The sequence below is a fragment of the Euhalothece natronophila Z-M001 genome, assembly GCF_007904085.1.
GTDB lineage: Bacteria > Cyanobacteriota > Cyanobacteriia > Cyanobacteriales > Rubidibacteraceae > Halothece > Halothece natronophila.
On the sequence record NZ_CP042326.1, the window covers coordinates 1,387,765 to 1,410,114 of the forward strand.

Below are 22,350 nucleotides of genomic sequence, written 5' to 3' on the forward strand. Positions count from 1 at the left end.
AGCTTTTCACCATCAGTTGTTTTGCTGTTTGGACTGAGAATTTTCTTCTGAAGGAGAACGACCGTCAAGAAGAAAAGGGGCTAACTGATAGAAAAAAGTGCCGTTTTTAGTGAATGTTTAATTAAACAGGAAGAGACAGGAGTTAAAACTGAGTTAGGGGTTTGGGGTTTTTGTCGTTTCCCCCAATTTATAGCTTTGAAGGGAGTGCGAAACCACTCATCAGAACAGCCTGACAAGGCTAACCTACCTAAGACGCAATTAGGTTTAACAACTAGCCTCAGCTAAACTCCTACTATCATCACTTACTGACTAATTCCTCAGCCATTTTATTAGAAGGAATGTAATTTTATTCTAAGTAGGTTTTCTTTGATCTCCTCACCTCTTTTTAAAAACTCTAATTTTCATGGAGGCGGGTGGAGCCATCGTTAACCCCCGTCGAGCAGGGCGAATAGCACCAGATCGAGATAGACTAAAGTTAAAATCTTGTAATAGGGTGGCGGTACTGAGCTTGAGTTCCATCATTGCTAAAGCTGATCCCAGACAACGGCGATGCCCCCCACCAAAAGGCAGATATTCGTGAGGGGCATATTGATGTTCTAAAAATCGCTCTGGGCGAAACTGTTTGGATTCAGGATAGAGATCCTCGCGGTGGTGAATAATGTAAGTTGCTGGCATCACGGCAGTTCCCGCCTCAAACGAGTATCCTGCAAGGGTCATGGATTGGCGTAACGTGCGTGGAAATGTGGTTGGCGCAATGGGATAAATTCGTAAGGCTTCTTGGCAAACTGCGCTTAAATAAGGGAGTTGAGTAATTGCTTCGGGATCAGGAGAAGAGCCTAAACTGGCTAATTCTGACCGAATTTTTGTTTCTACCTCAGGTAAATGGTGAATCCAGTACAGTATCCAAACTAAAGCAGAAGTGGTGGTTTCATGTCCAGCAAATAGAAGGGTTATCAGTTCATCATGAAGTTCTAGATCACTCATCCCTTCCCCGTTTTCATCTCTTGCCTGAATCAGTAGGGTGAGGATATCAGTTCTTTTTTCTGATGTTTCTCCAGCTTGTTCTAAGTATTGACGGCGATCGCGAATTTCATCATAAATCAATTGCCGTAACTGTTCCCGCCAGTAAATAAAGCGTCCCCAAGGACTCCAACGCCCCCAGTCTTTTTGCAAAGATGGGAAAAATAAGAAGACAGAAGTAATAGGGTAAGCAAAGGAGTCCAACATCAGACTCATTAAACTTTGAATTTGAGACAATCGAGTTCCTTCCCGAAGCCCAAAAACCGCCTGCAACATGATACTTAAGGTCAATTTTTGCATGGGGGGACGTGCCACAATTGATTGACCTGATTGCCAATTCGCACTAATTTCACGAGTTAAATTGCAAATTAGTTGCCGATAACTACGAAGGTAATCTCCATGGAAACTAGGCATGAGCAGTTTACGTTGCCGTTTATGGGCGTTGCCATCTAGCAGTAGGATTGAGTAATCTCCGACCATTGCTCTAAGAATGCCGTTATTTTGCCCAGTATTTACTTGCGTAGCATCGAGGGCAAAAATTTCTTGCACTAGCTTAGGATCCCCTGCATAGATTAACGGGGGAGAATTATCACCACCAATCTGAAAGACATGACCATATCGCTGAACGTTGTCCTCCATGTATCCCATTGGATCTAAAACTAGGCGTAATAGTCGTAAAGTCCGTTTTAGCCCTTTTCCTTCAGGCCCTTTTAATTGCTGATACTGGGATGCAGTGTCTGTCTGTACAAATTTACTGGTCATTGAGATATTGTTGACTTACCTTTCTTATTCAAATGTTAGCAACTCCCGTCTTTTCAAAATTGAGTTCTCTTTCTAGCAACGGTTTAAAACTTGCTTTAGAGAAACTGGACTATAATTACACCGGCAACAACGACAAACAAGCCAACAATATCTGCTATTTGAGGGACATCGCCAAACGCTATCCAAGCCATTACCATGGTGACAGGTGGCCCTAAATAAAATAAACTGGCGACTCGCGTGGCATCAAAACGAGAAAGAAGTTGCCACATTAAAGCATAAGCCCCAAGGGAAACGCCAATGATGAGCCAGCTTAAAGTGGCAATAAAGGGGACATTCCACTCAATTTCTAGTTGTTCAACCATTATTGCAGGGATCGCTAAGGCTAAAGTAGTGGCAGAGCTTTGATAGAACAAATTACTGCCAATAGAAAGAGAGGAATGATTCTGCGGTGAGGTTTCTCGCCGTCTTTGCAGTAAACTTGCTATGGTAATGGCGATAACTGAACCGAAAGGAATAAAATAACCGATAGGAGAAACGTCAGAATCAACCCGAATGCGAGTTCCTACCGCGATCGCGACTCCTAAAAATCCCACAATTAAGCCTAACCATTGCCATAAACGGGTTTTTTCTCCCACCACTAAGCCAGAAAAAGCCCCAGTTGCTAGAGGTTGTAGGGCAACCACTAACGCCACAATTCCTGCAGGAACATTCTCTTCTAACGCTAGTAAAGCACAACTTAACCATACGCCATGAGCTAAGATTCCCACGATGGAAACATGAGTAATGGTTTTTATTTCAGGTAATACTAATTGTCTAGAGTAAATGAGATAAATTAATAAAATTAAGGTCAGAAGACTGTATCGCCAGAATAATAAGGTAAATGTGCCAGCGTAAGGTAAACCAAATTCTGCGCCAATGAAACCAGAGTTCCATAGTAAAACAAAGAAGGTAGCAAGGCTGAAATCAGATTTAATTAGGTTCTGCATAAGTGATTCGTTATAAGTTTTGCCATTCCTTGAAACATAAGGGTTTGATCAACAAGTGTTTTATTACCACAAAATAGAGATTTTTCTTGCAAAAATTGTTGCAGTAATAAGCCATCGCCACCAGTTAGAATAACTTTTCCTTGGGGAAATTGCTCCCACCAAGCGGTAAGATAGTTATCAATCCCACTGATGATTGTGTGAATAACACCACTCGCGATCGCGCTTTTGGTGCTATCTCCCCATAATTGTGGTAATGTATCAGGTAAGCTCACTTGTGGTAGGGCTGCAGTGTTTTGGTTTAACGCTCTCAATTGTAATCGCAATCCAGGTAAAATTGCTCCACCTAGAAAATTATATTCTTTTCCAACCGCCGTATAGGTAAGAGCCGTTCCCCCATCAATTACTAAGACAGGATAACCATAAGTTTCTCCAGCACCATAAACACACAAAGCGCGATCGACTCCTAATGTTGCATAAGTATTAGTAAGGGGAATGTCTTCGAGGGTAATGATTTTTTTATGCGGATAGTCATCCCAAAGTTGTGTTTGTTTGCTAACAACTGAAGCGATATAAACAGGGAGATTGTTAAGTGAAAATTGATCCCCCCAATCCTCACTAAAGCTCCGGCCCTTAATAAAGGGGGGCGAAGGGGGGATCGGTACGCTAAATAAATTGTTAGATTTTATAAAATTATCCCCTTGATAAGAGGAGGTATCATCTATTACTTCTCTAGGAAAAAGAGCCGTTGGTAAGTCTGTAATTGCTTTCTCTAAATGATTAGTATTCCAAGTTGTTATTAGTTGTCTATTTTGAAAATATCCCCAATGTAGGCGAGAGTTACCAATAATTAGAGTAATAAAATTTTGTGAAAGTAGGCTCATTTTACGATCCCCCCTAGCCCCCCCTTATTAAATGGGGGAACTAATATGGAAGTTTAAAACTCAATTAGAATTGCTATATAGCGTTTGAAAGAATGTTAAATAAGTATTACCATATTTTTTTTGACGAATTAGCTCTAACCCCTCAATTTCGTGATTATTCCACTGTTTAGGATCATGTTCAACGGCAATTTCCCCTTCTACTGCTAATAATTTTAGCTCAACAATACTCCTTAAAATTGAATCATATAAATCACTACCATAGGGCGGATCAAAATAAATAAAATGAAATTCCTCTCCTTGTAACGCTTTTATTTTCTCTTGAACGTCTCCCTTTAGCACTCTAAATTCTTGCTCTAGACTTGCTACTTTTTGCCAGTTTTCTTGAATAATTCGACAGGCTTTAGGATATTTTTCAATTCCGACTAAATATGTAATTCCCCGACAGAGTGCCTCCGCTCCAATTGTCCCATTTCCAGCACATAAATCAAGCCAATGAGCTTCTTTGAGGTTTCCTTGCCAAATATTAAATAGAGCCTCTCGAACTTTTGCTGAGGTAGGACGAGTATTGTCTCCTGGCAAAGTTTTTAAGAGGCGATTCCCATAAATTCGCATGGTTTGAAGTTAAATTTCAGCAAAGGAACGCTCAATTAAACGGCGAGCAATAGTTTGTGTGCCAGTATGTTCATAATAATTGGTAGTTAGGTCTAAAAAGGCAGCTAAATAGTCTAATTGTTCATCAGAAAATTCCACAAAACTTTCTAAGTTACTAACTACTTTTTTCGGCGTTAAATCTTTGCTTTCTACAAAATCTCCCATCCAACCTTGCACCGAATTAAAGGCTTCATTAATAAATCCTAATTGTTCTTCTGTTTCTTCTCCAGGTATGAAATCATTGACATTTTTAAAAGTTTCATTACTTTCTAATTCGCCTGGGTTTAGATTTTCGATCATCTCTCCACCTTTTTGAATAAAATCGGGGCCAAGGGGGATTAATCCATCTAAACACACCAAGGCTGCCATCCGCATTAATTCTTCTCCACCGTAATCAGCAAGGGAGTTAACAAAGTCGCCAATACTATCTCCTGGAAGACCATTAATTTGGCAAAACGCAAGCAGTTCTACGACAGTTTTTAGGGCAAGATCAATGGTTTGGGCTTTGTCCGCTTTCGGAGTAATTTTACTTAAAAATCCCATTAAAGGGATACGTTCCCCTGCTTTATGGGCGAGGGCAGCACTAGCTAAAGCGCGATCGCTGCGATCAACGGTTTGATACAACCAGAGAGCGCATTGATAGCCTTGGGAGTCATCATTAAATAATCTGACAGCGCGATCGCCGACTTGTTGAATTATCTCTTCATCATCTTCCCCTGTCACTTTGCGGATCATATTCTCAAAGCCAACAGTATTTTCCCATTCCCCAGGAACAACAAAATCTAACGCCCTGAGAACCCGAATTGTCATGTTTTGTTCGGGAAGTTCATCAACTAATTGAAAAATTGGGTCTGTCATTTGTTTTTAGTCATTCGTCATTTGTCATTAGTCATTGGTCATTAGTCATTAGTCATTTGATCACTGGTCACTGCTTAGTGTTTATGACCATGAGTGGGGCATGGGGGCGCAGAAATGGAGCGATCAAGCCAGCCTACTGCTTGTTGAAGATGGGCGAGGGCTTCTTCTGTTTGCGAAGTTTGTAAATAAACTAACGCTGCCGTAATGTGTTGATTGGCTTGGGCTTTACGATTAGATTTTAGACGATGCCAGTCATTAGGCGCGATCGCGCATTTATCGGCTAACATCTGCGCTAACTCTAGGGTGCTTTTCTCTAAAAGTTCTTGGGAAGTGGCTTGTGACATAATAATTTAACGTCCTGTCTAAAAGTACAATAACTAAAGAGCTATATCTATTCTAATGAAAACACTTTTACAAAGAGAAGGCGTTAAGGTAAATATGGAGTCTTTAATGCAAAAATAAAATTATTAATCCGTGCAGGAAATAGTTAACACCTAAAGGCCAGCATATTGAACTGGCTGAGCCCAAAAATAACGACTAATACGTTCGGGACATTTCTGAAGACTGTATAAATAAGAGCGAACCCTTTTCATGAGTTCATTACGATTACGGGGTCTTTGTCGTCTCATAGCATTGCTTTTAATGTCCTGATTGAGAAATTCATCGGGATTTCGTTCTGGGCTGTAGGGGGGAAGATAAAACAGTTCCAATTCATCCTGATGTTGAGCTACCCATTGTTGAACTTTACGGGAGCGATGTACTGGGTGGCGATCTACAATCAAAAAAACTTTGTTTTCCCTGGAGCGAATTAATCGGCGTAAAAATTCCAAAAAGACATCGCTATTAAATCCCCCTTGAAATACTTGAAAGCGTAGGGTTCCTCGATTGGTCAGGGCGGAAATTAAGTTGCAACTGAAACGTTGCCCAGTTCCTTCTACAATTGGCGTTTTCCCTACCTCAGACCAACAAGTCCCTGCTTGATGGTCCGAACGCAATCCCATTTCATCACCCCAATGAATCTCAGCTCCTTCCTGCTGTGCTCGCTTGTGAATCGCTGGATATTCATGAGTTAACCAATGCTGAAGCTGGTGAGGACATTGCTCACGAGCGCATTTGGCAGGCTTTTGTGGAGACAGTCCCCAACGACGCAGATAACGACCAATCGTCGTTTGAGAAAGAGTAATTCCCCAACATTGTTCAATGAGCTGAGATACGGCTTGTCGAGTCCAGAGAGTAAATGGCAGTTGTAGTTGTTCTGGGCTGTAATCCCGAATGAGACGAGTAATTGTCGTTACCTGCGATCGCGCCAAGGTAGGATGCTCACGACGACCTTGTTTACAAGCTTTGAGAGCTGTCTCACCCCCACGACGGTAACGTTGCACCCACTGATTAACTGCTGTACGAGTAACTCCAAACTCTTGGGCCACTTCTCCTTGAGAACGTTTGTTCTCAATCACTGCCATGACCGCCCTTTTACGGATTGCTTGTTGAGCTTGAGGGGGTAAACTCCGAGCGTCTTTTAATTGCATATAGAAAACTGCCGTACTTCACTTTCCCATGTTAACTATTTAGCGCACGGATTAATAAATTCATTCTCCAATTGTATCATAAAAATCATTTTGTAGTTAAAGCTACACAATAATTTATAGAAAGTAAATAACCTAGAAGCAAAGTTTCAAGTCCAAGGAATAATACTTCTAATGTTGACTGCTTCCTTTCGTTTTCTAGGTTCAATTAAATTTGCGATCCCCTTATTAACGGCTATTGTTTTAATTTTAATTGGAGCAACAATTTATGAGTCAGAAGTTGGCACTTCCGCCGTTCAAGACATGATTTATAAAAGCCCTTGGTTTGGAGGGCTAATGTTTTTATTAGCGATTAATCTTGGGGCTTCGGCGCTGTCTCGCTATCCTTGGCGTGGTGCAAGAAAAATTGGGTTTGCAATTACTCATTTGGGATTAATCGTCATTATTGCTGGATCAGCAGCAGTGATTCATCTGGGAACAGAAGGTTTATTGTTAGTTCGCACTGATGGCGCTGGTAATAACCAAATGCGGGTTGACGGTGAAGTGGTAGAAGTTTTAACCCCCGATCAAAATTTAATTCAACAAGAATTATTTATTAAACCTAATGGAAAAATTCGCCCCAACACTGTGGGTGATGTTCAATTATTACAGTATGCGGAAAATACGATGCAAACTGTACGGTTTGAAGAAGGAGAGAATAGTAATAACTTAGCCGTACAATTACAATTAAACAGCGATCGCATGGGGCAAAATTTAACTCGCCACTTAGCCCTACATCCTATTTCTTATCAGGAAATTGATCTGGGAATGGCAACTTTAGAAATGATTGAAGTAGATTCAAAGTTAGATCAATATTTATCCCCTGATCAAAAAGCAGATTCCCCCTATTTTCAAATTTTAGTATCCCCTGAAGAGAAACTGTATTATGCGGTTAATAGTTCTCAAGGATTTCAATCTGGGGAATTAACAGTTAATAATCCCATTAAAACAGGGTGGGCGGACTTTCAAGTTAAGGTAAATCAGGTCATTCCTCATGCAGAAATTCAACGAGACGTGATCCCCATTGCTAGTCAAGACAATCAAACCCCAGGTTTATTAGTACAGATGCCTACAGGAAAAAAGCAGTGGTTACAGTGGGGAGAACCGAGAAAAATTAACACAAATCAAGGTAATTTTTATGTTGCATTTACGCCAAACTTAAAACAACTTCCCTTTACCATTCATTTAGATGATTTTATTGTGGAACGGAATGAGGGGAGTCAATCTGTTGCCATGTGGACAAGTCAAATTACTATCAAAAATTCTGAGGAAGAAGTGCAGCGAGAAGTTTGGATGAATCATCCCACTTGGTATCAAGGATGGAAAATTGCTCAAGCCTCATGGAACCCTGGAGATTTAGAACAATCAACTTTGCAAGTTAAACGAGAACCCATTTGGGTTACGGCACTAACTTTTGGGGGATCAGGTTTAGTCGTTTTAGGCATTGTCATTATGTTTTATGGACGTAGCCTTTCCAAACAAGTCACTGCGATGAAACCGAAAGAAGAATCCACCGCTACTGAAGCCATTCATGTTAATTAGGAGTCAATTATGAAACTATTAAAATTTATCATTGGATTAAGTTTAGGATTACTATTAATTCTCGTTACGTTTAGTCAGTTTCAGTCCTCTCCTCTTGAGTCTTTAAAAACATTAACGGTTCAATTAGATGGTCGTAAAAAGCCTTTAGATACTGTCGCCCGAGAAACCTTAACCCAAATTCATGGCAAAGAAACTTATACGACAGAAAATGGGGAAAAACTAGATTATCTAGAAACCTATTTTTCCCTCATGTTTAATAATCGGGATTGGAACCAAGAATCCTTTATTCTCGTAAATTATCGCCCCTTAAAAGAAGCAGTGGGATTAGATTCCGAACAAAAATACTTTACCTTTCAAGAATTAGTTACCTCTGGATTACGAGAACTGGTTTTGCAAGCTGAAGCCAAAGATTAACAAGGGGAAGATTTAACTCGGAATGAACGAGAAGCCCTTACCATTTCAGATCGGCTGGCGTTAATGTTAAGCACAGTTAGTCAGCAAGACTTACCTCTTGTTCCCCATCCTAGTGATAAAAAAGGAACTTGGGTCAGTATTGATCAAGCCCAACAGTATTATCCCAGCGAAGCAGTTACCCCCATTCAACAGCAATGGGAAGCACTGCAAAAAACTTACTATCAGCATCCTCAACAACTGAATACATTAGGATCAATCGCGAGTGAGTTACACACATCGTTACAGAATTTAAGCCCCCAAGTTTATCCTGAGTTAGAAACGATGGCAAGAGAAGTTAAATTTGCTGAATTTGGGGCATTTGGTAAGGCGTGGCAACTTTACGCGATCGCGCTAGGAGTGATGTTACTGGTAACGATGATTCCCTCGTTTCAATGGTATTGGGGGGCAATCGGAATTTTTGTTGCTGGTTTAGGTGTTCAAAGCTATGGCTTTATCGAACGGATGCAAATTGCAGGGCGACCTCCCGTTACCAATATGTATGAATCTGTGATCTGGGTAGCCTTAGGAATTGCCGCGATCGGGCTTCTGTTGGAATTAATTTACCGTCCCCGTTACTATCTACTAGCAGCCGCCCCCTTATCCGTCGTTTGTTTACTGCTAGCAGATAATTTACCTGCGGTACTTGATCCCACAATTTCTCCCCTTGTTCCCGTCTTAAGAGATAACTTCTGGCTTAGTGTTCATGTTCCCACCATTACCCTCGGTTATGCCAGCTTTTTCCTTGCCTTTGGATTAGGACATCTCATTCTCGGACAATATTGGTTTAATACGCCCAAAGTAGAACGGATTAATTACCTTTCCCAATTAAACTACCGCGTTTTACAAGTAGGGGTTTTACTCCTCACCACAGGGGTAATTCTTGGAGGCGTTTGGGCGCATTATGCGTGGGGACGTTTTTGGGGTTGGGATCCTAAAGAAACATGGGCGTTAATTGCCCTCTTATCCTATCTCGTTCCCCTCCATGGTCGCCTAGCAGGATGGCTGAAAAACTTTGGCATGGCAGTCGTCAGTGTCATTTGCTTTAATACCGTTTTAATGGCGTGGTATGGCGTTAACTTTATCCTTGGAACAGGCTTACACAGCTATGGTTTTTCCACTGGCGGATCAGAATTAATTATCGGTAGTCTGGTATTGCTAGATTTAGTGTTTGTTCTGGCAACCTATATCCGAGTTTCACTTCGTCGTCGCTTACAAGCAAATGTAACCACTTCTTTTGTAAACTTAGATGAAGAACTGAAGGCTGTTGAATAAAAATTGGGAGATAAGCCAATGAGATTAAAAGTCGTGATTCATGAAGCGGAAGAAGGAGGATTTTGGGCAGAAGTTCCTGCCATTCCTGGCTGTGGAACACAGGGGGATAATTTTGAGGAGTTATTACAAAATCTCTATGAAGCGGTAGAAGGTTGCTTATCGGTTGATATTGAATCCCTTGAAATGGATGACAAAAGCCGAGTTATGGAAATTGCCATATGAAGTCCATTTCTGGAAAAGAATTTGCCAAGATTCTAGAAAAGCATGGATGGCATTTACTGAGAGTAAAGGGGAGTCATCACATTTACTGTAAACCTGGTCAAACTACTCGAATTTCAGTTCCAATTCACGGGAACAAGGACTTAAAACTTGGACTACTCCGTTACTTTATGAAACAAGCCTCGCTGTCTGAAGATGATCTTAAATGAGATCAATTAGGATTTATCAACAGTTACTCTTAGCATTTAATTGGAATTAAACAGGAGTCTATTGACATGAACATGAAACGACGAGAATTTATGGGTTGGATGACCATGGGCGCAATTGTTACCTCAGTAGTGGGGTGCAATGCTGAAACTGGAGCAAATTCTGACCAAGAAGAAACCTCAAATGAGTTTCAAGTAATCGGGACAGTAGATGAACTAGAAGCAGAAGGTAGCTTAACCGATAGCACGACAGGTGTAATTGTCCTTCGCAATGCAGAGGGAGAGTTAATTGCTCTTGATCGCACTTGCCCTCATCAAAGCTGCGCCGTTAGTCTCGATGATAATGGCGAAACCCTCACTTGTCCTTGTCATGACTCTCAGTTTACCTTAGAAGGGGAACTGGTAGATGGGCCAGCACAAACGGATTTAACCAATTATGAAGTGAAAACCGAAGATAACGAAGTTTTAGTTAAAGTCTAGCTGATGAAACTTTATAGCCCTCTATTTTGGTCGTTAGGAGTCATTTTATTTAGCACCGCTTGTGAAATGTCTCCTATCGCTTCCCAAGACTTATCACATCAAGAGATTATCCAAGAATTAACCGAAGCCGATATTGTCTATCTGGGAGAAGTCCATGATCGCACTCAAGATCACGAAGCACAATTAAAAATTTTAGAAGCCCTCCATGAGGAAAATGAGGACGTTACCATTGCCTTAGAAATGTTCCAACGTCCCTTTCAAGGGGCAATTGATCGCTATTTAGACGGGGAAATCAACGAAGAGGAACTACGAGAACAAACCCAATATGATCAACGTTGGGGGTTTCCTTGGTCTTATTATGCCCCTCTCCTGCGATTTGCCCAAGAAAATGATTTACCTGTTCTTGCACTGAATACTCCCACTGAAATTACTCGCCAAGTCTCATCCCAAGGATTAGACAGTTTAGAAGGGGATGATTTTCGTTATATTCCCCCTCGCGAGGAAATTCGCACTGATGATAACCCCGAGTATCGGGAAATGCTAGAGGAAGTTTTTGATCAACATCATAGTCATGGGAGAAGTGGTAATCCTGAAAACTTTATTGCCGCCCAAATTCTCTGGGATGAAACTATGGCAGAAAAGGTAGCAGAGTCTTATCAAGATAATCCTGAACAACAAATTTTAGTGATTGCAGGTCAAGGACATATTATCTATGGTCATGGGATTCCCAACCGTGTTGAAAGGCGATTAGAGGATATTCCATTTACGCAGCGATCTGTTGTTTTTGTGGAATCTGATACTGAAACAGAGGATGCACTGGCTGACTATTTATGGCATCATTAATTTTGTTCATTTAGCCCCTACTATTATGACGCTTATTACTCCAGAAGAGGTTACTCATAAAATTGAATTAAGACAATCCTTGGCTTATGCTGAGTTAAGTAATATTAATCTTGAAGGTACACAACTCAGTGGCGGACAGTTTTTTAGTGCTTACTTACGAACCGCCAATTTAGCGAAGGCTCGCTGTCAAGGAACAGATTTTAGTCGTGCTGTTTTAATTCGGGCTAATCTGTCTCAAGGGAGTTTTAATGCGGCAAATTTTAGCAAGGCGAGTTTAATTCAAGCAAACTGCGAAGGGGCAATTTTTCGGGAAGCTCTGTTTTTAAAAGCGCAATTAGCAGGAACTAATTTTACAGGCGTAGAAGGATCATGTGCTGATTTTACTGAGGCGAATTTAGAAGAAGCAAAGGGACAACAAATCAATTTTACACAAGCTAATTTCCAAAAAGCTAATCTTGTGAAAACTCAATTCCAAGAAAGTAATTTTACGCAAATTATTTTAAGACAAGCGAGTTGTATTAATATTAATTGGTCAGGGATTATTTTGCCTGATAGTAATTTGCAAGGAACTGACTTTACTGGGGGAAAATTGGAAAAGCTTAATTTTGAAAATTCTAGTTTAGTTACGGCAAGTTTTGCTAAAGCACAATTAAGGGACTTGCAAGAAAAAAGAATACCCATCAGAACGAACCAACAGTAACTGACCATTTGGGCAGAGATTCTGAAGGATACCAATCAACCCGATAGTCTGCTAAAGACTCAGGGTCAACTTTGACACCAGTTTGATAAAGCTTAGTGACATGGTGAACCACAGGCTGAGAACCTTTCCAACTCATCTTACTTGCCCATCTCAGAGCCGTGTCAATAGAGTCCAGAATCGCTCCGTTCCAGAATTGTTCAAGGGCAGCCCAACAACGCTCAATGGGATTGTATTTACTATGATAGGGAGGATAGTAAATTAAGCGAATCTGGAGCTGGTAATGACGAGAAAATTCTACAATCCTTTTGATGAACTGAGTGCGATTGGAACGGGTAGCACTGCCGCCATCCAAGTTAATGGCTAAGGTGTTAACCTCGGGAAAGTTTCCTTGATTGCTTTTCCACCAGTGCTCTAGACAATCAACAATGAAATCTGAGGTTTCAGGGGACTCACTCATGTAAAGAGCTAAGTTGTCTGTACGGAGGTTAAGAATCCCAAAGGGAAGTAGAGTCGTGTGCCATTGAGTATCATGGTCATCGGCTTGAGGGGGAGCTTGGCGACGGTCTTTCCCACCCCGTGAGAGGTTTCCTAGTTTGACTTTGGCTTTCGAGTCAATTGAGATGCGTAAGACGGTTGGGTCATCATCGGCCGCTTGATTAGCTGTTGCCACTTGTTCAAAAATAGCATCAGTTTCAGGGATTTTCTTCAATGGCTTGGTTTTTAAGGTTTTTTTAAACGGTAGCCGAGGCGATTTAACATTGCTCCAATTGTTTGTCGGGTTGGTAATTGTTCATCGCTGTATCCTTTTTCCCTAATCAGAGCATTTCTCACCGCTTGAGCACTCATGCGGCTATACTGAAATGTGGTTTGGAATTTTGGGTCGGCTTGAGATTGTTCCTCTACTAGGTCGCGAATCTCCTTTCCTAAATTGGGCAAGTTTTCTTCGCTTTTTTTCCGACCCCGCTCCTGATACTTGTCCTGATAGGAGATTCCCCTTTCCAGATGGTCAAGACCTCTTTGAACACACACTCTCCCCCAACCCATTTGCCTTTCTGTCCGACGGGCTGAACCTTGAAAGTAGTCAAGGCACACCTGAGCGACAAACACTCGTTTTTTCTCTCCTGTTAATTTTCTCGCTGCATCTTTAAGAGTTCTTTTGAACTGTTCGTTTAACTCTTGCATCCTCTTTTTACCAATATCATCTCTTCTAGTTTCCTGGGTAATTCATTTTTTCGCAAGTCCCTAACTCGCATTGAATGTCGTCAAACAGAGTTAGAGGAAGCTACTTTTCAGCAAGCCCAGTTATCAGATGTTGATTTTACTAATTCATCTCTATTTGGGGCTAATTTTGAAGGGGCAACTTTATCTAAAGTTAATTTAACAGGGGTAAATTTAGAAGGGGCAAATTTAGAAAATACAGTTTGGCATGGTGCGACATTTTCCAATACTTCTGTGGCTAATGCTGTTTTTAGTAAGGCTCAAGGACTGACAGCAGACCAAAAAAGATACTTAAAAGAGAATGGGGCTTTAAATGTGCCTTAAGATCTTGAAAGAGATAAAAACACATCTTTCAAAATTGGCTTCGGTACTTTCCCCGTAAAGGTTTCTGCTACGGTTTGATTCTCGCTTAAAAAGACCAAGTGAGGAACACCTGTTACTTGATAAGTTTTCATCGGCTTACTTGCTTGGGGTTTGTCAATATTAAGCATGACAAAATTGACATTGGGATATTGTTGATGCAATTTAAAAAGAGTAGGCGCGATCGCGCGACAAGTGCTACACCAATCAGCATAAAATTCAACCACAGTGGGCTTAGAATTAGTTAAGGCTTCTTCATAAGAAATTGTCTCCTCTGCCATTTCCTGTAAGGTGACAAATCCTTTTAATGCTGAAGGGGATTCTGTTTCCGTTTGCCAAAAATTGAAAATCCCGAAACTAAAGATAATTAAAGATAAAAAAACACTATAAGCACGCATGATTTATTGATAATAATACGCCAAAAAAATATGAAACCCAAGCATCACAATAAAAGCACTAACTAAAAAGATATGAGTTGATAACCAAACTGCCCGTAAATTGCGAATTAAAGCTCCTTTTTGTACCCCTTGACCCCCAATAAAAGGTAATAACTTAAAATACCGTTTTGATGATTCAACCACCCCTGTTTCCGCTACAACTCCCACTAAAGCTGATAAACTCACGCCAAAAAAGACCCATAAAAAAGCTGCATTAAAATTTAATCCTCTCACACCTACTGTATGGACTGCTGTGACTGCTACTAAAGCAACTCCCATAAAAATATGTAAAACTCGCCAAAACTGCATTGATCCCGGTAAAACAATTTTAATTTTCCAACCGCGACCGCGTTTTCTTAAAGTTAAAACCATTTCTAAAACAACAAAGAATAACGCCACATATCCAGTGATTTGCTTATAAACATTTCCTTGTAAAAATAAATACCAATTAAAACTCTCTTCTCGCAAGATTGGCATATACAGTGGACTAAACCTCAAGGGGTGACGACTGGCTTAAGCCCCTTGCTGTATAAGTTCCATAGCTCTTAACCCTTTCTGATAAAAGGGAAACTTATTGCGATTAAGACTCATCAATTCTTCTACCCAATTTTTGACAAAAATCTGAGTGATGATCCAAGTTTGACCATATAAGCCGATTAAGAAATTACTATTTTTCGTCATTTTTTGCTTCACTGTTCTCAGACGACCGAGATATTCTTGTTGACCTTTGAACCGAATGGATTGCCCCTTTAAACTGGAGACCGTGTACGCGATTGCGCACAACAAAACCAAATTACTTAGTCTTTTTACTGAAGCCTTAGAGCCTTCTAAATTATAACCTCCGATCTTACAATCCTTAAACATGGCTTCGATTCCCATACGCTTTTGATAAGCTTTGATTGCCGAGTCGAGATCGGGAAGATTAGTCAGAAGATACCAAGGCTCTTTTTCGACACTTCCTCGGTATTTCTTTTTCCATTTAACGGCAACAGAAAATTGACCGAATCCGTTTTTACCCACTTTTATATTAGGAAAGAAATGAGAGTCTCCTGGTTGAAAGTCGAAGCAACTAAGAGATTGACAATCTTTTCCTTTGACTTGAATGTTTCGGTCTTTTTTCTGACGCAGAACAAAGCCCACTTTCTCTCTCCGTAACCATTTAGCCAGCTCGATGCTATGAAATTCACGGTCTCCTAAAATGATTAATCGATAACCTCTCAGAAGTTTCAAAATCGGTTTGAGTAAAGCTTTTTGTTCTTTTAAATTACTGGCTCCTTTCTTTGATAAAAATTGCCAATAAATGGGAAGAGCTCGTTTCTGATGAATGAAGGCGACAACAAACAAGTTTTTATCTTGCCACTGCGTTCTGTCTAAAGCTAAGTAAAGAGGTTGATTACTTGGGTGAATGAGTTTAATAATTTCTTTAATGATTGGAAACCAAATTAGGGCCATGGACAGGGAAGGAAGCACTAGAAATCTTTGAAGACGACGGCGACGACTTTCATACTTAATCGGTAAAGGATAGTACGCAGCTAGTTTTTCGATTTTCACATTTTTATGAACTTGTAACAGCCATACCCAGATTTCTAGGCTTAATAATTGGGCACGAGTGAGTCGATTAGCAAGGTGATTGCGATATAATTTTGGTAGCATTTTTTAAGTTCATTTTGGTTTCTGCGATCGCACAGTTAGCGCGATCGCGTAGCCTGATCTTTTTATTATAAAAGACTCTCTACGTCAGCGCTTGAGGCGATTACAACACGATTGTCACCCCGTGAGGGACTAAACACAAAAGGAGTCAGTAGCAACGCTGAGAGTAAGGTTAAGAAAATTAGGGTTGAGAACTTGGGTTTCATAACTCACCAAATAACTGAGTCTTTAACTAGAAAAAGGGAAAGGAAATAATCCTTCCCCATAGCACTAAAACTAACCTTCATCAATGGGAAGATTAATGACAACACCTCCCATAAGAAGCAATTGTCGCACCATTAAAAAATGTGAAGAAAGGAAACTCCCCCTAGATAACGTGACGAGAGGAGCTAACTAGGCTAAAGTGTTGCTAGACTTACACCTGAATCTGAAAAGATATCGTTATGGCAAATCCGCTGATCAAACGATTGCGCCGTCAGTTCCAAAAGAAGAAACCTGCAAAATCTGTAAAAATAGGTTCGCGCAGTCGTCGTCTCAATCGCTGGTTTATGTGGCTTGCCCCAGGCATTTTTATCAAACGCTGGTTATTTATCAGCATTTTAGGCGTGCTATTAACCAGTCTCGGACTCGCGATATGGGCGCAATTAACTCCCATTTTCTTTTTCATTGAGCTCATATCAGGTTTTTTAGAAACCATTGCCACATTTGTTCCTAGTTATATTTCTGGCCCGATCGCGCTTTTGTTAGGATTATTCTTAATCTTTTGGGGACAATCTCGCACCGTGGGTTCTATTTCAGAAGTGCTGAACCCTGATCAAGATAAAGAACTCATTGATGTTCTCACCACCCATCGTAAATTAGTTAAAGGTCCCAAAATTGTTGCTATTGGAGGCGGCACTGGACTTTCTACGCTCTTGCGAGGCATTAAAACCTACAGCGCGAATATTTCTGCTATTGTCACTGTGGCTGATGATGGCGGCTCTTCTGGAAGACTAAGGCGAGAACAGGGAATGCTTCCCCCTGGGGATATTCGTAACTGTTTAGCCGCCCTTGCTGATGAAGAAAAGCTACTCACTGAATTATTCCAATATCGGTTTAGTGCAGGAGAAGGGTTAACAGGACATAGTTTTGGCAATCTTTTTCTCTCAGCAATGAATAATGTAACGGGAGACTTAGAGCAAGCCATTTCTGCTAGTTCTAAAGTATTAGCGGTGCGCGGACAAGTTTTACCGGCCACCCTAGTTGATATGCGATTAGTTGCCGAAATGGAAGATGGGCAAATTATTGAAGGGGAATCACAAATTACAGAAGCAGGGGGCAAAATTCGTCATTTAGGGTGTTATCCTGAAAACCCACCAGCCCTACCAGCAGCAGTAAAAGCCATTGAAGAAGCGGATTTAATTTTAATTGGCCCCGGAAGCCTCTATACCAGTATTATTCCTAACTTACTAGTTCCCGAAATTCGTCAAGCCTTGCAACGCAGTCAAGCTCCCAGCCTCTATATCTGTAATATTATGACCCAACCTGGGGAAACTGATGACTATACCGTCTCAGATCATATTCGTGCCATTGATCAGGTGTCTCCCCATCCTTTATTCAAAGCCGTTTTAGCCCAGAGCCGTTCTCCTAACCCTACTAGCCTACAACGTTACGCCGAAGAACTTTCTCATCCGGTTTATGTAGATCGAGAAGCAATTAGAAGCCTAAAGCGTCGCTTAGTGCTTGCTAATGTTATGTTTGAAGACCCCAAAATTGGTCATGTTCGCCATGATCCTTATCGTTTAGGGAAAGCGATTATGCGCTGGTATAGCAGAGCGCAATAAGATAAGTTTCTATAGACTAGATTGGGAGTCCCCAGCACAAGGATACAACATAGGTTAATTGCGATTCATTAAAGATTCTTGATAAGACTTAATTGCTTCTTGATAAAGTATTTCTAATTGGGAAATATTATTTTGAAGGGTATAGCGATCTAAAACCCTTGCTCTGGCTTTTTCTCCTAAAAGTTTCGTTAATTCGGGATGTTCTTCTAGAACAGGCAATAAGGTTTTTAGTTGAGCCGTAACGCGATTGGTCTTTAAAACAACCCCAGCCCCATCTTCTAATACTTCTCCGTCTGCACCAGCATCAGTGGCGACACAAGCAATTCCACACCCCATTCCCTCTAATAGAGATAATGATAATCCTTCTACTAAAGAGGGGAGAATAAACACATCTGCAGCCCTCAGAATTTCAATGCGTTTTTCTTCATTAGCTACAAAGCCAAACCAAATCACCCCATGACGTTTGTTATAAAACGGCTTGAGAGAACTTACTAAGGGACCATCACCAACAATGACTAACTTTGAAGTTTCTCCTAATTCACAATGCTTCCAGGCTTTTAATAAAGACTCAACATTTTTTTCCGTAGAAACTCGTCCTTGATACACAAATAGACGTTCTGCCCCAATCGACTCCTTAAAATTAGACTGACCAGGAGAATATTTGGATTCATCAATGCCATTGGGAATAACGGCTAAAGTCTCTTCTGGAACCCCAAGACGTACCAATAAATCCCGTTGTAGGCGAGAAAAAACAATCACGCGATCATAATGGGCAAGAAATGGGGCATAAAGTTGGTAAGTAAGAAGTTGGGTACTTGACTTAAGATTGCGAAGTTTTTTATCAAAAGCAGGGTGAAAAGTTGCCACCAGAGGAATATTGAGGGATCGACAAATTTCTGGCAATCGAAAATCTAGTGGCGAAAGGGTGAGAGAAGCATGAACCAGATCAGGCTTAAGTTTTTCTAAACTTTGGCGCAATCGGTGGCTAGAACCTAATGTGGGAATAGTATAAACCTGAGATTTATAAAGACAGGGTAAAAATACCTCAGTAAAATCTGGCCATTCTTGAGAGTCAGCTTCTCCTTGGGTAAAGTGAAGAAAGCTAACATCATAGCCTCGTTCAATTAAGGCATTAGTAATCGTACGACTATAGGTAACATTCCCACAAAAAGGCGACTTTTTTCCTAGCCAAGCGATGTGCATATAACTCAAACTTAAAAGTGGACGTGATCAGCTATCAGTGATCGACCACCATAACAGTAATCAATAACTAATAAAGAATTTTCAGTTATTAACTGTTACTTGTCAATTTTTGCCTCCTGTCTGGGAAATATACCAAGTTAAAATACCACCGACAATGGCTGTTGCTGCTAATCCTAATAACACAGCTTCTAAGCCAAAAATGGTTTCAGCAACACTGGCTAAAGCTAGGGGTAAACTTAAGGCAATATTTACCGCATTATTTTGTAATCCAAAGACTTTTCCGCGTTTACTTTCAGGGGTTTCTTCTTGGATAGTGGTTTGCATGGGAATCCCCACTAATGCCCCAAAAAAGCCTAATAATGTGGTAATAATTAAGGAAAAGGTGAGATCCGTAGTAAACAAGGCTAATCCCACTAGAGAACCTGCCATGCCAAATGACCCCCATAAGCCTAATTGTCGCCGTGAGATGCGTTGTCCCCAGTTACCGAGGAATGCTGCCCCCACTGCCATGCCAACACCACCAGCGGCTAAAATAAAGCCAAACTGGTCTGATTCTAAGTTAGGTAACGTTTCAGCTAAACGCACCGCTAAAACAGCTAAGGCGGCAAAAATACAGAATAAAATTACTAACTGTACCATGGCGTTACGCACGCGATGATTTTGGCGTAAGTATTGAATGCCTTCCCAGATATCTTGAAAAACATGGGGTTTTTCTTCTTTACTTTGGGGGCTTTCTGTGAGATTGAGAGGAATTAAAATTAATCCCGCGATCGCGTAGCCCCCTCCCACAACTAATTCTTTACTAAAATCCCAAGTTAATCCTAACCAGTTGGTAAAGGTTTCAGTTAAACCTAATAACGGTTCTCCTACAGCAAAACCAATAATCACTGAAGCCATCATGGTAGTTGTGTAAAGAGAGTTTGCCGGAAGCAGGTTTTTCCGTTTCACTAATAGAGGAATTGCCGTTTGTTCAGCAGGGGCAAAAAACTGAGTAAGGGTGGAAACTAAAAAGGTAATAATTAATAATATCCAAAAACCTACAGGTAAATTAAACCAAGGAGATAAGTCTTGAGATAAGTAAAGTAGTGCTGGAACTGACCAAACTAGAAGTCCACGCACCAGATTAGTTCCCACTAAAACCAATTTTTTCGACCAACGATCAACATAAACTCCGGCTAACGATCCAAATAAAACTGCCGGGATGGTAAAGGCAATCATAATCGCTGATACCCAACCGCTAATCGTTTGATCCGGGCGTTGAAAATGACTAGCAATGATGCCAATCATTAACACTAAATACACTTTATCCGCGAGTTGGGAAAAAATTTGACCATTCCAAAGCGTTAAAAAGCGATAATTTTTAAGCACCGGAAGAAAGCCTTGAGTGTTCTCTTCTGACTGAGAAAGGGGTGCTTCTGTGTTATTAGTGGTATCTTCTGTTGTTTTAGCTTGTTCTTGTTCTGATAGCTTCATTTTTATATGGGTAATTTATCGAATTGGCAACACCTGAGTGGGCATTAAATAAGGTATCAACTAGACTAGCTGCTCGAATTGAACGATGAAAATGATATTGAGTATAATTTCTTAGTAATTTTTCTATGGTCTGCAAATTAGCCACTTCTTTTGTTAACCCATGGGGAAGTTGCGATTGCGATAACTGCTGCAATAATTTTAATTGTCCAACATTAAGGACATGATTGACCAATGGGGAATGCTGAATTTCTTCCTGTGGGGAAATAATCCCTCCAGCCTGGTAACTAAAACCAATGCACCATTGTGGATCCCCTTCATTAATCATCAACGGCGTTTGGGTTAGGCAACAGTAGTTCAATTGGGGGGCAATGCCGGCTAAGGATAAAAGATGAAAAATACCTTGATTGAGTAAGGGGAGGAGGGTTTCTGTCTGGTTATGGCTAGTGACATAAGCATTTTCAATACGGTGTAAATGTTCGCAAAACAGGGCAAAAAGTTCCGCTTGCGGTTGCTCACTAAGGGCAAAGCAAAGGACAATTTCTGCTAAGTATTGACTAATCGCAAGTTTACCCAAATTTTGACTAAGTTGAGAGTAAGTGTGTTGCGTTTCTGCTTGTGTCAGGCGATAAAGGGAGGAACGCCCTTTTACTAGTAGCAGTTGATTAACCACAAATAATTCACTACGACCCCGTAATCGCGACTGATATTTTCGCGCTCCCCCAGCAACAGCTTGAATCAGCCCATATTCTGGGGTCAGAATCGTTAATAGCCGATCGCGCTCTCCCATAGGCATCCCTTTTAAGTTAATGCCCGTTACTTGATAGGTTTGACTCATGCTGACACAATTAAACCACACTCTTCACCATAGCAGGGAAATCCTACTTACCGGCATCCTCTGAAAAGCCCATTTTTTTCTGTTGTTGTAGTAAAAGTATGCCCCGAGAGGTACCAAGACGGTTTGCCCCAGCATCAATGAGCGCGATCGCGCTTTGAACATCCCGAATCCCTCCTGAGGCTTTGATCCCCACTTGTCCGCCACTAATTTCGCGAATTAACTCCACATCAGCAACGGTTGCGCCTCCAAACCAGCCAGTATTAGTTTTAATAAAGGCAACTCCCGCATCTAAACAGGCTTCTACTGCTAATTGTTTTTCTTCCTGATTTAATAATCCTGTTTCAATAATCGCCTTTACAGTTACCCCAGTTTCCTCACAAATTTGAGCAATTTCTTTATTCACCCGATTGGCATCTCCTGATTTTAGCCAACCGAGATTAATCACCACATCTAATTCTGTTGCCCCATTTTCCACCGCTTCTTGGGCTTCATACAATTTAGCCCCTGTGGTGGTTGCCCCTGTAGGAAACCCAATTACCGTACAGACTTGTTGCAATTTTCCCTGTAAGTAGTCTCTTGCTTGTCGTACCGCCGTGGGATAGACACAAACTGTCGGAAAATTATGTTGCCACGCTTCATTACAGCATCGTTGCACGTCTTCTACCGTTGCTGCTGGATTAAGCAGGGCATGATCAATATACTTTGCAATCTCAATATCTCGACTAATTACCATAGATCAACCTTTTAGAAACTTATTTTATTAAATAGATTCATAACGAAGACAATAAAAAATTAACAGAAGTAACAACACTACAACCTGACTACTGAGAAGCACTTGGGCATTAGTGTTGCCAATAGTTCTTGGTCATCTATTCCTTGTTTGCAAACAAAATCCGCCGGGACATCCCTATTC

At 40.9% G+C, this 22,350-nt stretch carries 26 protein-coding genes; 10 read left to right on the top strand and 16 right to left on the bottom strand.

Annotated elements, in window-relative coordinates; translation table 11 throughout:
• Window positions 1-375: 375 nt before the first annotated feature.
• The 7 genes from FRE64_RS06650 to FRE64_RS06680 all read right to left on the bottom strand — a co-directional run bounded on the left by FRE64_RS06650 (window position 376) and on the right by FRE64_RS06680 (window position 6,687).
• Entirely contained in the window at window positions 376-1,782 is a 1,407-nt protein-coding gene (locus tag FRE64_RS06650; protein WP_146295237.1) for a cytochrome P450, read from the bottom strand.
• 95 nt (window positions 1,783-1,877) lie between these two features.
• Window positions 1,878-2,768 carry a DMT family transporter gene (locus FRE64_RS06655; protein ID WP_146295238.1) on the bottom strand — a complete coding sequence of 297 codons (891 nt, stop codon included), beginning with the start codon at window positions 2,766-2,768 and terminating at the stop codon, window positions 1,878-1,880.
• Window positions 2,756-3,649, bottom strand: coding sequence for a pantothenate kinase (locus FRE64_RS06660; protein ID WP_146295239.1), 894 nt, complete (start codon window positions 3,647-3,649; stop codon window positions 2,756-2,758). The genes FRE64_RS06655 and FRE64_RS06660 overlap by 13 nt, the downstream gene beginning before the upstream one ends.
• A 60-nt stretch (window positions 3,650-3,709) precedes the next feature.
• The gene (rsmD, locus tag FRE64_RS06665; protein ID WP_146295240.1) at window positions 3,710-4,261 is read right to left on the bottom strand and encodes a 16S rRNA (guanine(966)-N(2))-methyltransferase RsmD; all 552 of its coding nucleotides are present in this window, start codon (window positions 4,259-4,261) and stop codon (window positions 3,710-3,712) included.
• 9 nt (window positions 4,262-4,270) lie between these two features.
• Window positions 4,271-5,158 (bottom strand): hypothetical protein, encoded by an 888-nt coding sequence (locus FRE64_RS06670; RefSeq protein WP_146295241.1) that lies wholly within the window; start codon window positions 5,156-5,158, stop codon window positions 4,271-4,273.
• Window positions 5,159-5,232: 74 nt separating this feature from the next.
• A complete protein-coding gene (locus tag FRE64_RS06675) occupies window positions 5,233-5,502 on the bottom strand; it encodes a DUF6439 family protein (RefSeq protein WP_146295242.1) in 270 nt (89 codons plus the stop codon).
• Window positions 5,503-5,652: 150 nt separating this feature from the next.
• Window positions 5,653-6,687, bottom strand: a complete 1,035-nt coding sequence (locus FRE64_RS06680; protein ID WP_146294724.1) for an IS630 family transposase — start codon at window positions 6,685-6,687, stop codon at window positions 5,653-5,655.
• A gap of 171 nt (window positions 6,688-6,858) precedes the next feature.
• On the opposite strand from FRE64_RS06680, the gene FRE64_RS06685 reads away from it, so the two are divergent.
• The 8 genes from FRE64_RS06685 to FRE64_RS06715 all read left to right on the top strand — a co-directional run bounded on the left by FRE64_RS06685 (window position 6,859) and on the right by FRE64_RS06715 (window position 12,438).
• Window positions 6,859-8,265, top strand: a complete 1,407-nt coding sequence (locus FRE64_RS06685) for a cytochrome c biogenesis protein ResB (protein ID WP_146295243.1) — start codon at window positions 6,859-6,861, stop codon at window positions 8,263-8,265.
• A gap of 9 nt (window positions 8,266-8,274) precedes the next feature.
• Entirely contained in the window at window positions 8,275-8,679 is a 405-nt protein-coding gene (locus FRE64_RS17705) for a hypothetical protein (RefSeq protein WP_222597872.1), read from the top strand.
• Window positions 8,680-8,742: 63 nt separating this feature from the next.
• On the top strand, window positions 8,743-9,990 hold the full coding sequence (locus tag FRE64_RS06690) for a cytochrome c biogenesis protein (RefSeq protein ID WP_222597873.1): 1,248 nt from the start codon (window positions 8,743-8,745) through the stop codon (window positions 9,988-9,990).
• 18 nt (window positions 9,991-10,008) lie between these two features.
• Window positions 10,009-10,212 carry a type II toxin-antitoxin system HicB family antitoxin gene (locus FRE64_RS06695; RefSeq protein WP_146295244.1) on the top strand — a complete coding sequence of 68 codons (204 nt, stop codon included), beginning with the start codon at window positions 10,009-10,011 and terminating at the stop codon, window positions 10,210-10,212.
• A complete protein-coding gene (locus tag FRE64_RS06700; protein ID WP_146295245.1) occupies window positions 10,209-10,418 on the top strand; it encodes a type II toxin-antitoxin system HicA family toxin in 210 nt (69 codons plus the stop codon). The genes FRE64_RS06695 and FRE64_RS06700 overlap by 4 nt, the downstream gene beginning before the upstream one ends.
• Before the next feature lie 66 nt (window positions 10,419-10,484).
• Window positions 10,485-10,895, top strand: coding sequence for a Rieske (2Fe-2S) protein (locus FRE64_RS06705; RefSeq protein WP_146295246.1), 411 nt, complete (start codon window positions 10,485-10,487; stop codon window positions 10,893-10,895).
• Between the two features lie 3 nt (window positions 10,896-10,898).
• A complete protein-coding gene (locus tag FRE64_RS06710) occupies window positions 10,899-11,738 on the top strand; it encodes a ChaN family lipoprotein (RefSeq protein ID WP_146295247.1) in 840 nt (279 codons plus the stop codon).
• Complete coding sequence (locus FRE64_RS06715; protein ID WP_146295248.1) at window positions 11,707-12,438, top strand: pentapeptide repeat-containing protein; 732 nt, start codon at window positions 11,707-11,709, stop codon at window positions 12,436-12,438. Before FRE64_RS06710 ends, FRE64_RS06715 begins: the two co-directional genes overlap by 32 nt.
• Here FRE64_RS06715 and FRE64_RS06720 read toward each other — a convergent pair.
• Both FRE64_RS06720 and FRE64_RS06725 read right to left on the bottom strand, forming a co-directional pair.
• Window positions 12,419-13,147: an ISAzo13-like element transposase-related protein gene (locus tag FRE64_RS06720; protein WP_186708758.1), complete on the bottom strand. Its 729-nt coding sequence runs from the start codon at window positions 13,145-13,147 to the stop codon at window positions 12,419-12,421. The two genes, FRE64_RS06715 and FRE64_RS06720, sit on opposite strands and share 20 nt — an antisense overlap.
• 11 nt (window positions 13,148-13,158) lie before the next feature.
• Entirely contained in the window at window positions 13,159-13,620 is a 462-nt protein-coding gene (locus FRE64_RS06725) for a hypothetical protein (protein ID WP_146294359.1), read from the bottom strand.
• Here FRE64_RS06725 and FRE64_RS06730 point away from each other — a divergent pair.
• On the top strand, window positions 13,615-13,980 hold the full coding sequence (locus FRE64_RS06730; RefSeq protein ID WP_146295250.1) for a pentapeptide repeat-containing protein: 366 nt from the start codon (window positions 13,615-13,617) through the stop codon (window positions 13,978-13,980). The two genes, FRE64_RS06725 and FRE64_RS06730, sit on opposite strands and share 6 nt — an antisense overlap.
• Here the strand turns inward: FRE64_RS06730 and FRE64_RS06735 are convergent.
• Genes FRE64_RS06735 through FRE64_RS06745 form a run of 3 tightly spaced genes read right to left on the bottom strand, consistent with a single transcriptional unit; the run spans window position 13,977 to window position 16,106 of the window.
• Entirely contained in the window at window positions 13,977-14,414 is a 438-nt protein-coding gene (locus tag FRE64_RS06735; protein ID WP_146295251.1) for a thioredoxin domain-containing protein, read from the bottom strand. The genes FRE64_RS06730 and FRE64_RS06735 overlap by 4 nt on opposite strands.
• A 3-nt stretch (window positions 14,415-14,417) precedes the next feature.
• Window positions 14,418-14,930, bottom strand: coding sequence for a hypothetical protein (locus tag FRE64_RS06740; protein WP_146295252.1), 513 nt, complete (start codon window positions 14,928-14,930; stop codon window positions 14,418-14,420).
• A gap of 36 nt (window positions 14,931-14,966) precedes the next feature.
• Complete coding sequence (locus FRE64_RS06745) at window positions 14,967-16,106, bottom strand: IS4 family transposase (RefSeq protein WP_146295253.1); 1,140 nt, start codon at window positions 16,104-16,106, stop codon at window positions 14,967-14,969.
• A 440-nt stretch (window positions 16,107-16,546) separates the two neighbouring features.
• Here FRE64_RS06745 and FRE64_RS06750 point away from each other — a divergent pair, with 440 nt between their 5' ends.
• Entirely contained in the window at window positions 16,547-17,926 is a 1,380-nt protein-coding gene (locus FRE64_RS06750) for a gluconeogenesis factor YvcK family protein (RefSeq protein ID WP_146295254.1), read from the top strand.
• Between the two features lie 54 nt (window positions 17,927-17,980).
• Here FRE64_RS06750 and FRE64_RS06755 read toward each other — a convergent pair whose 3' ends face one another.
• The 4 genes from FRE64_RS06755 to deoC form a co-directional block, all read right to left on the bottom strand.
• Window positions 17,981-19,129: a glycosyltransferase family 4 protein gene (locus tag FRE64_RS06755; RefSeq protein WP_146295255.1), complete on the bottom strand. Its 1,149-nt coding sequence runs from the start codon at window positions 19,127-19,129 to the stop codon at window positions 17,981-17,983.
• A 102-nt stretch (window positions 19,130-19,231) separates the two neighbouring features.
• Window positions 19,232-20,602: an MFS transporter gene (locus tag FRE64_RS06760; protein ID WP_146295256.1), complete on the bottom strand. Its 1,371-nt coding sequence runs from the start codon at window positions 20,600-20,602 to the stop codon at window positions 19,232-19,234.
• Entirely contained in the window at window positions 20,574-21,437 is an 864-nt protein-coding gene (gene recO, locus FRE64_RS06765) for a DNA repair protein RecO (RefSeq protein ID WP_146295257.1), read from the bottom strand. Before recO ends, FRE64_RS06760 begins: the two co-directional genes overlap by 29 nt.
• A 43-nt stretch (window positions 21,438-21,480) precedes the next feature.
• Window positions 21,481-22,170, bottom strand: coding sequence for a deoxyribose-phosphate aldolase (gene deoC, locus FRE64_RS06770; protein ID WP_146295258.1), 690 nt, complete (start codon window positions 22,168-22,170; stop codon window positions 21,481-21,483).
• Window positions 22,171-22,350: the final 180 nt, after the last annotated feature.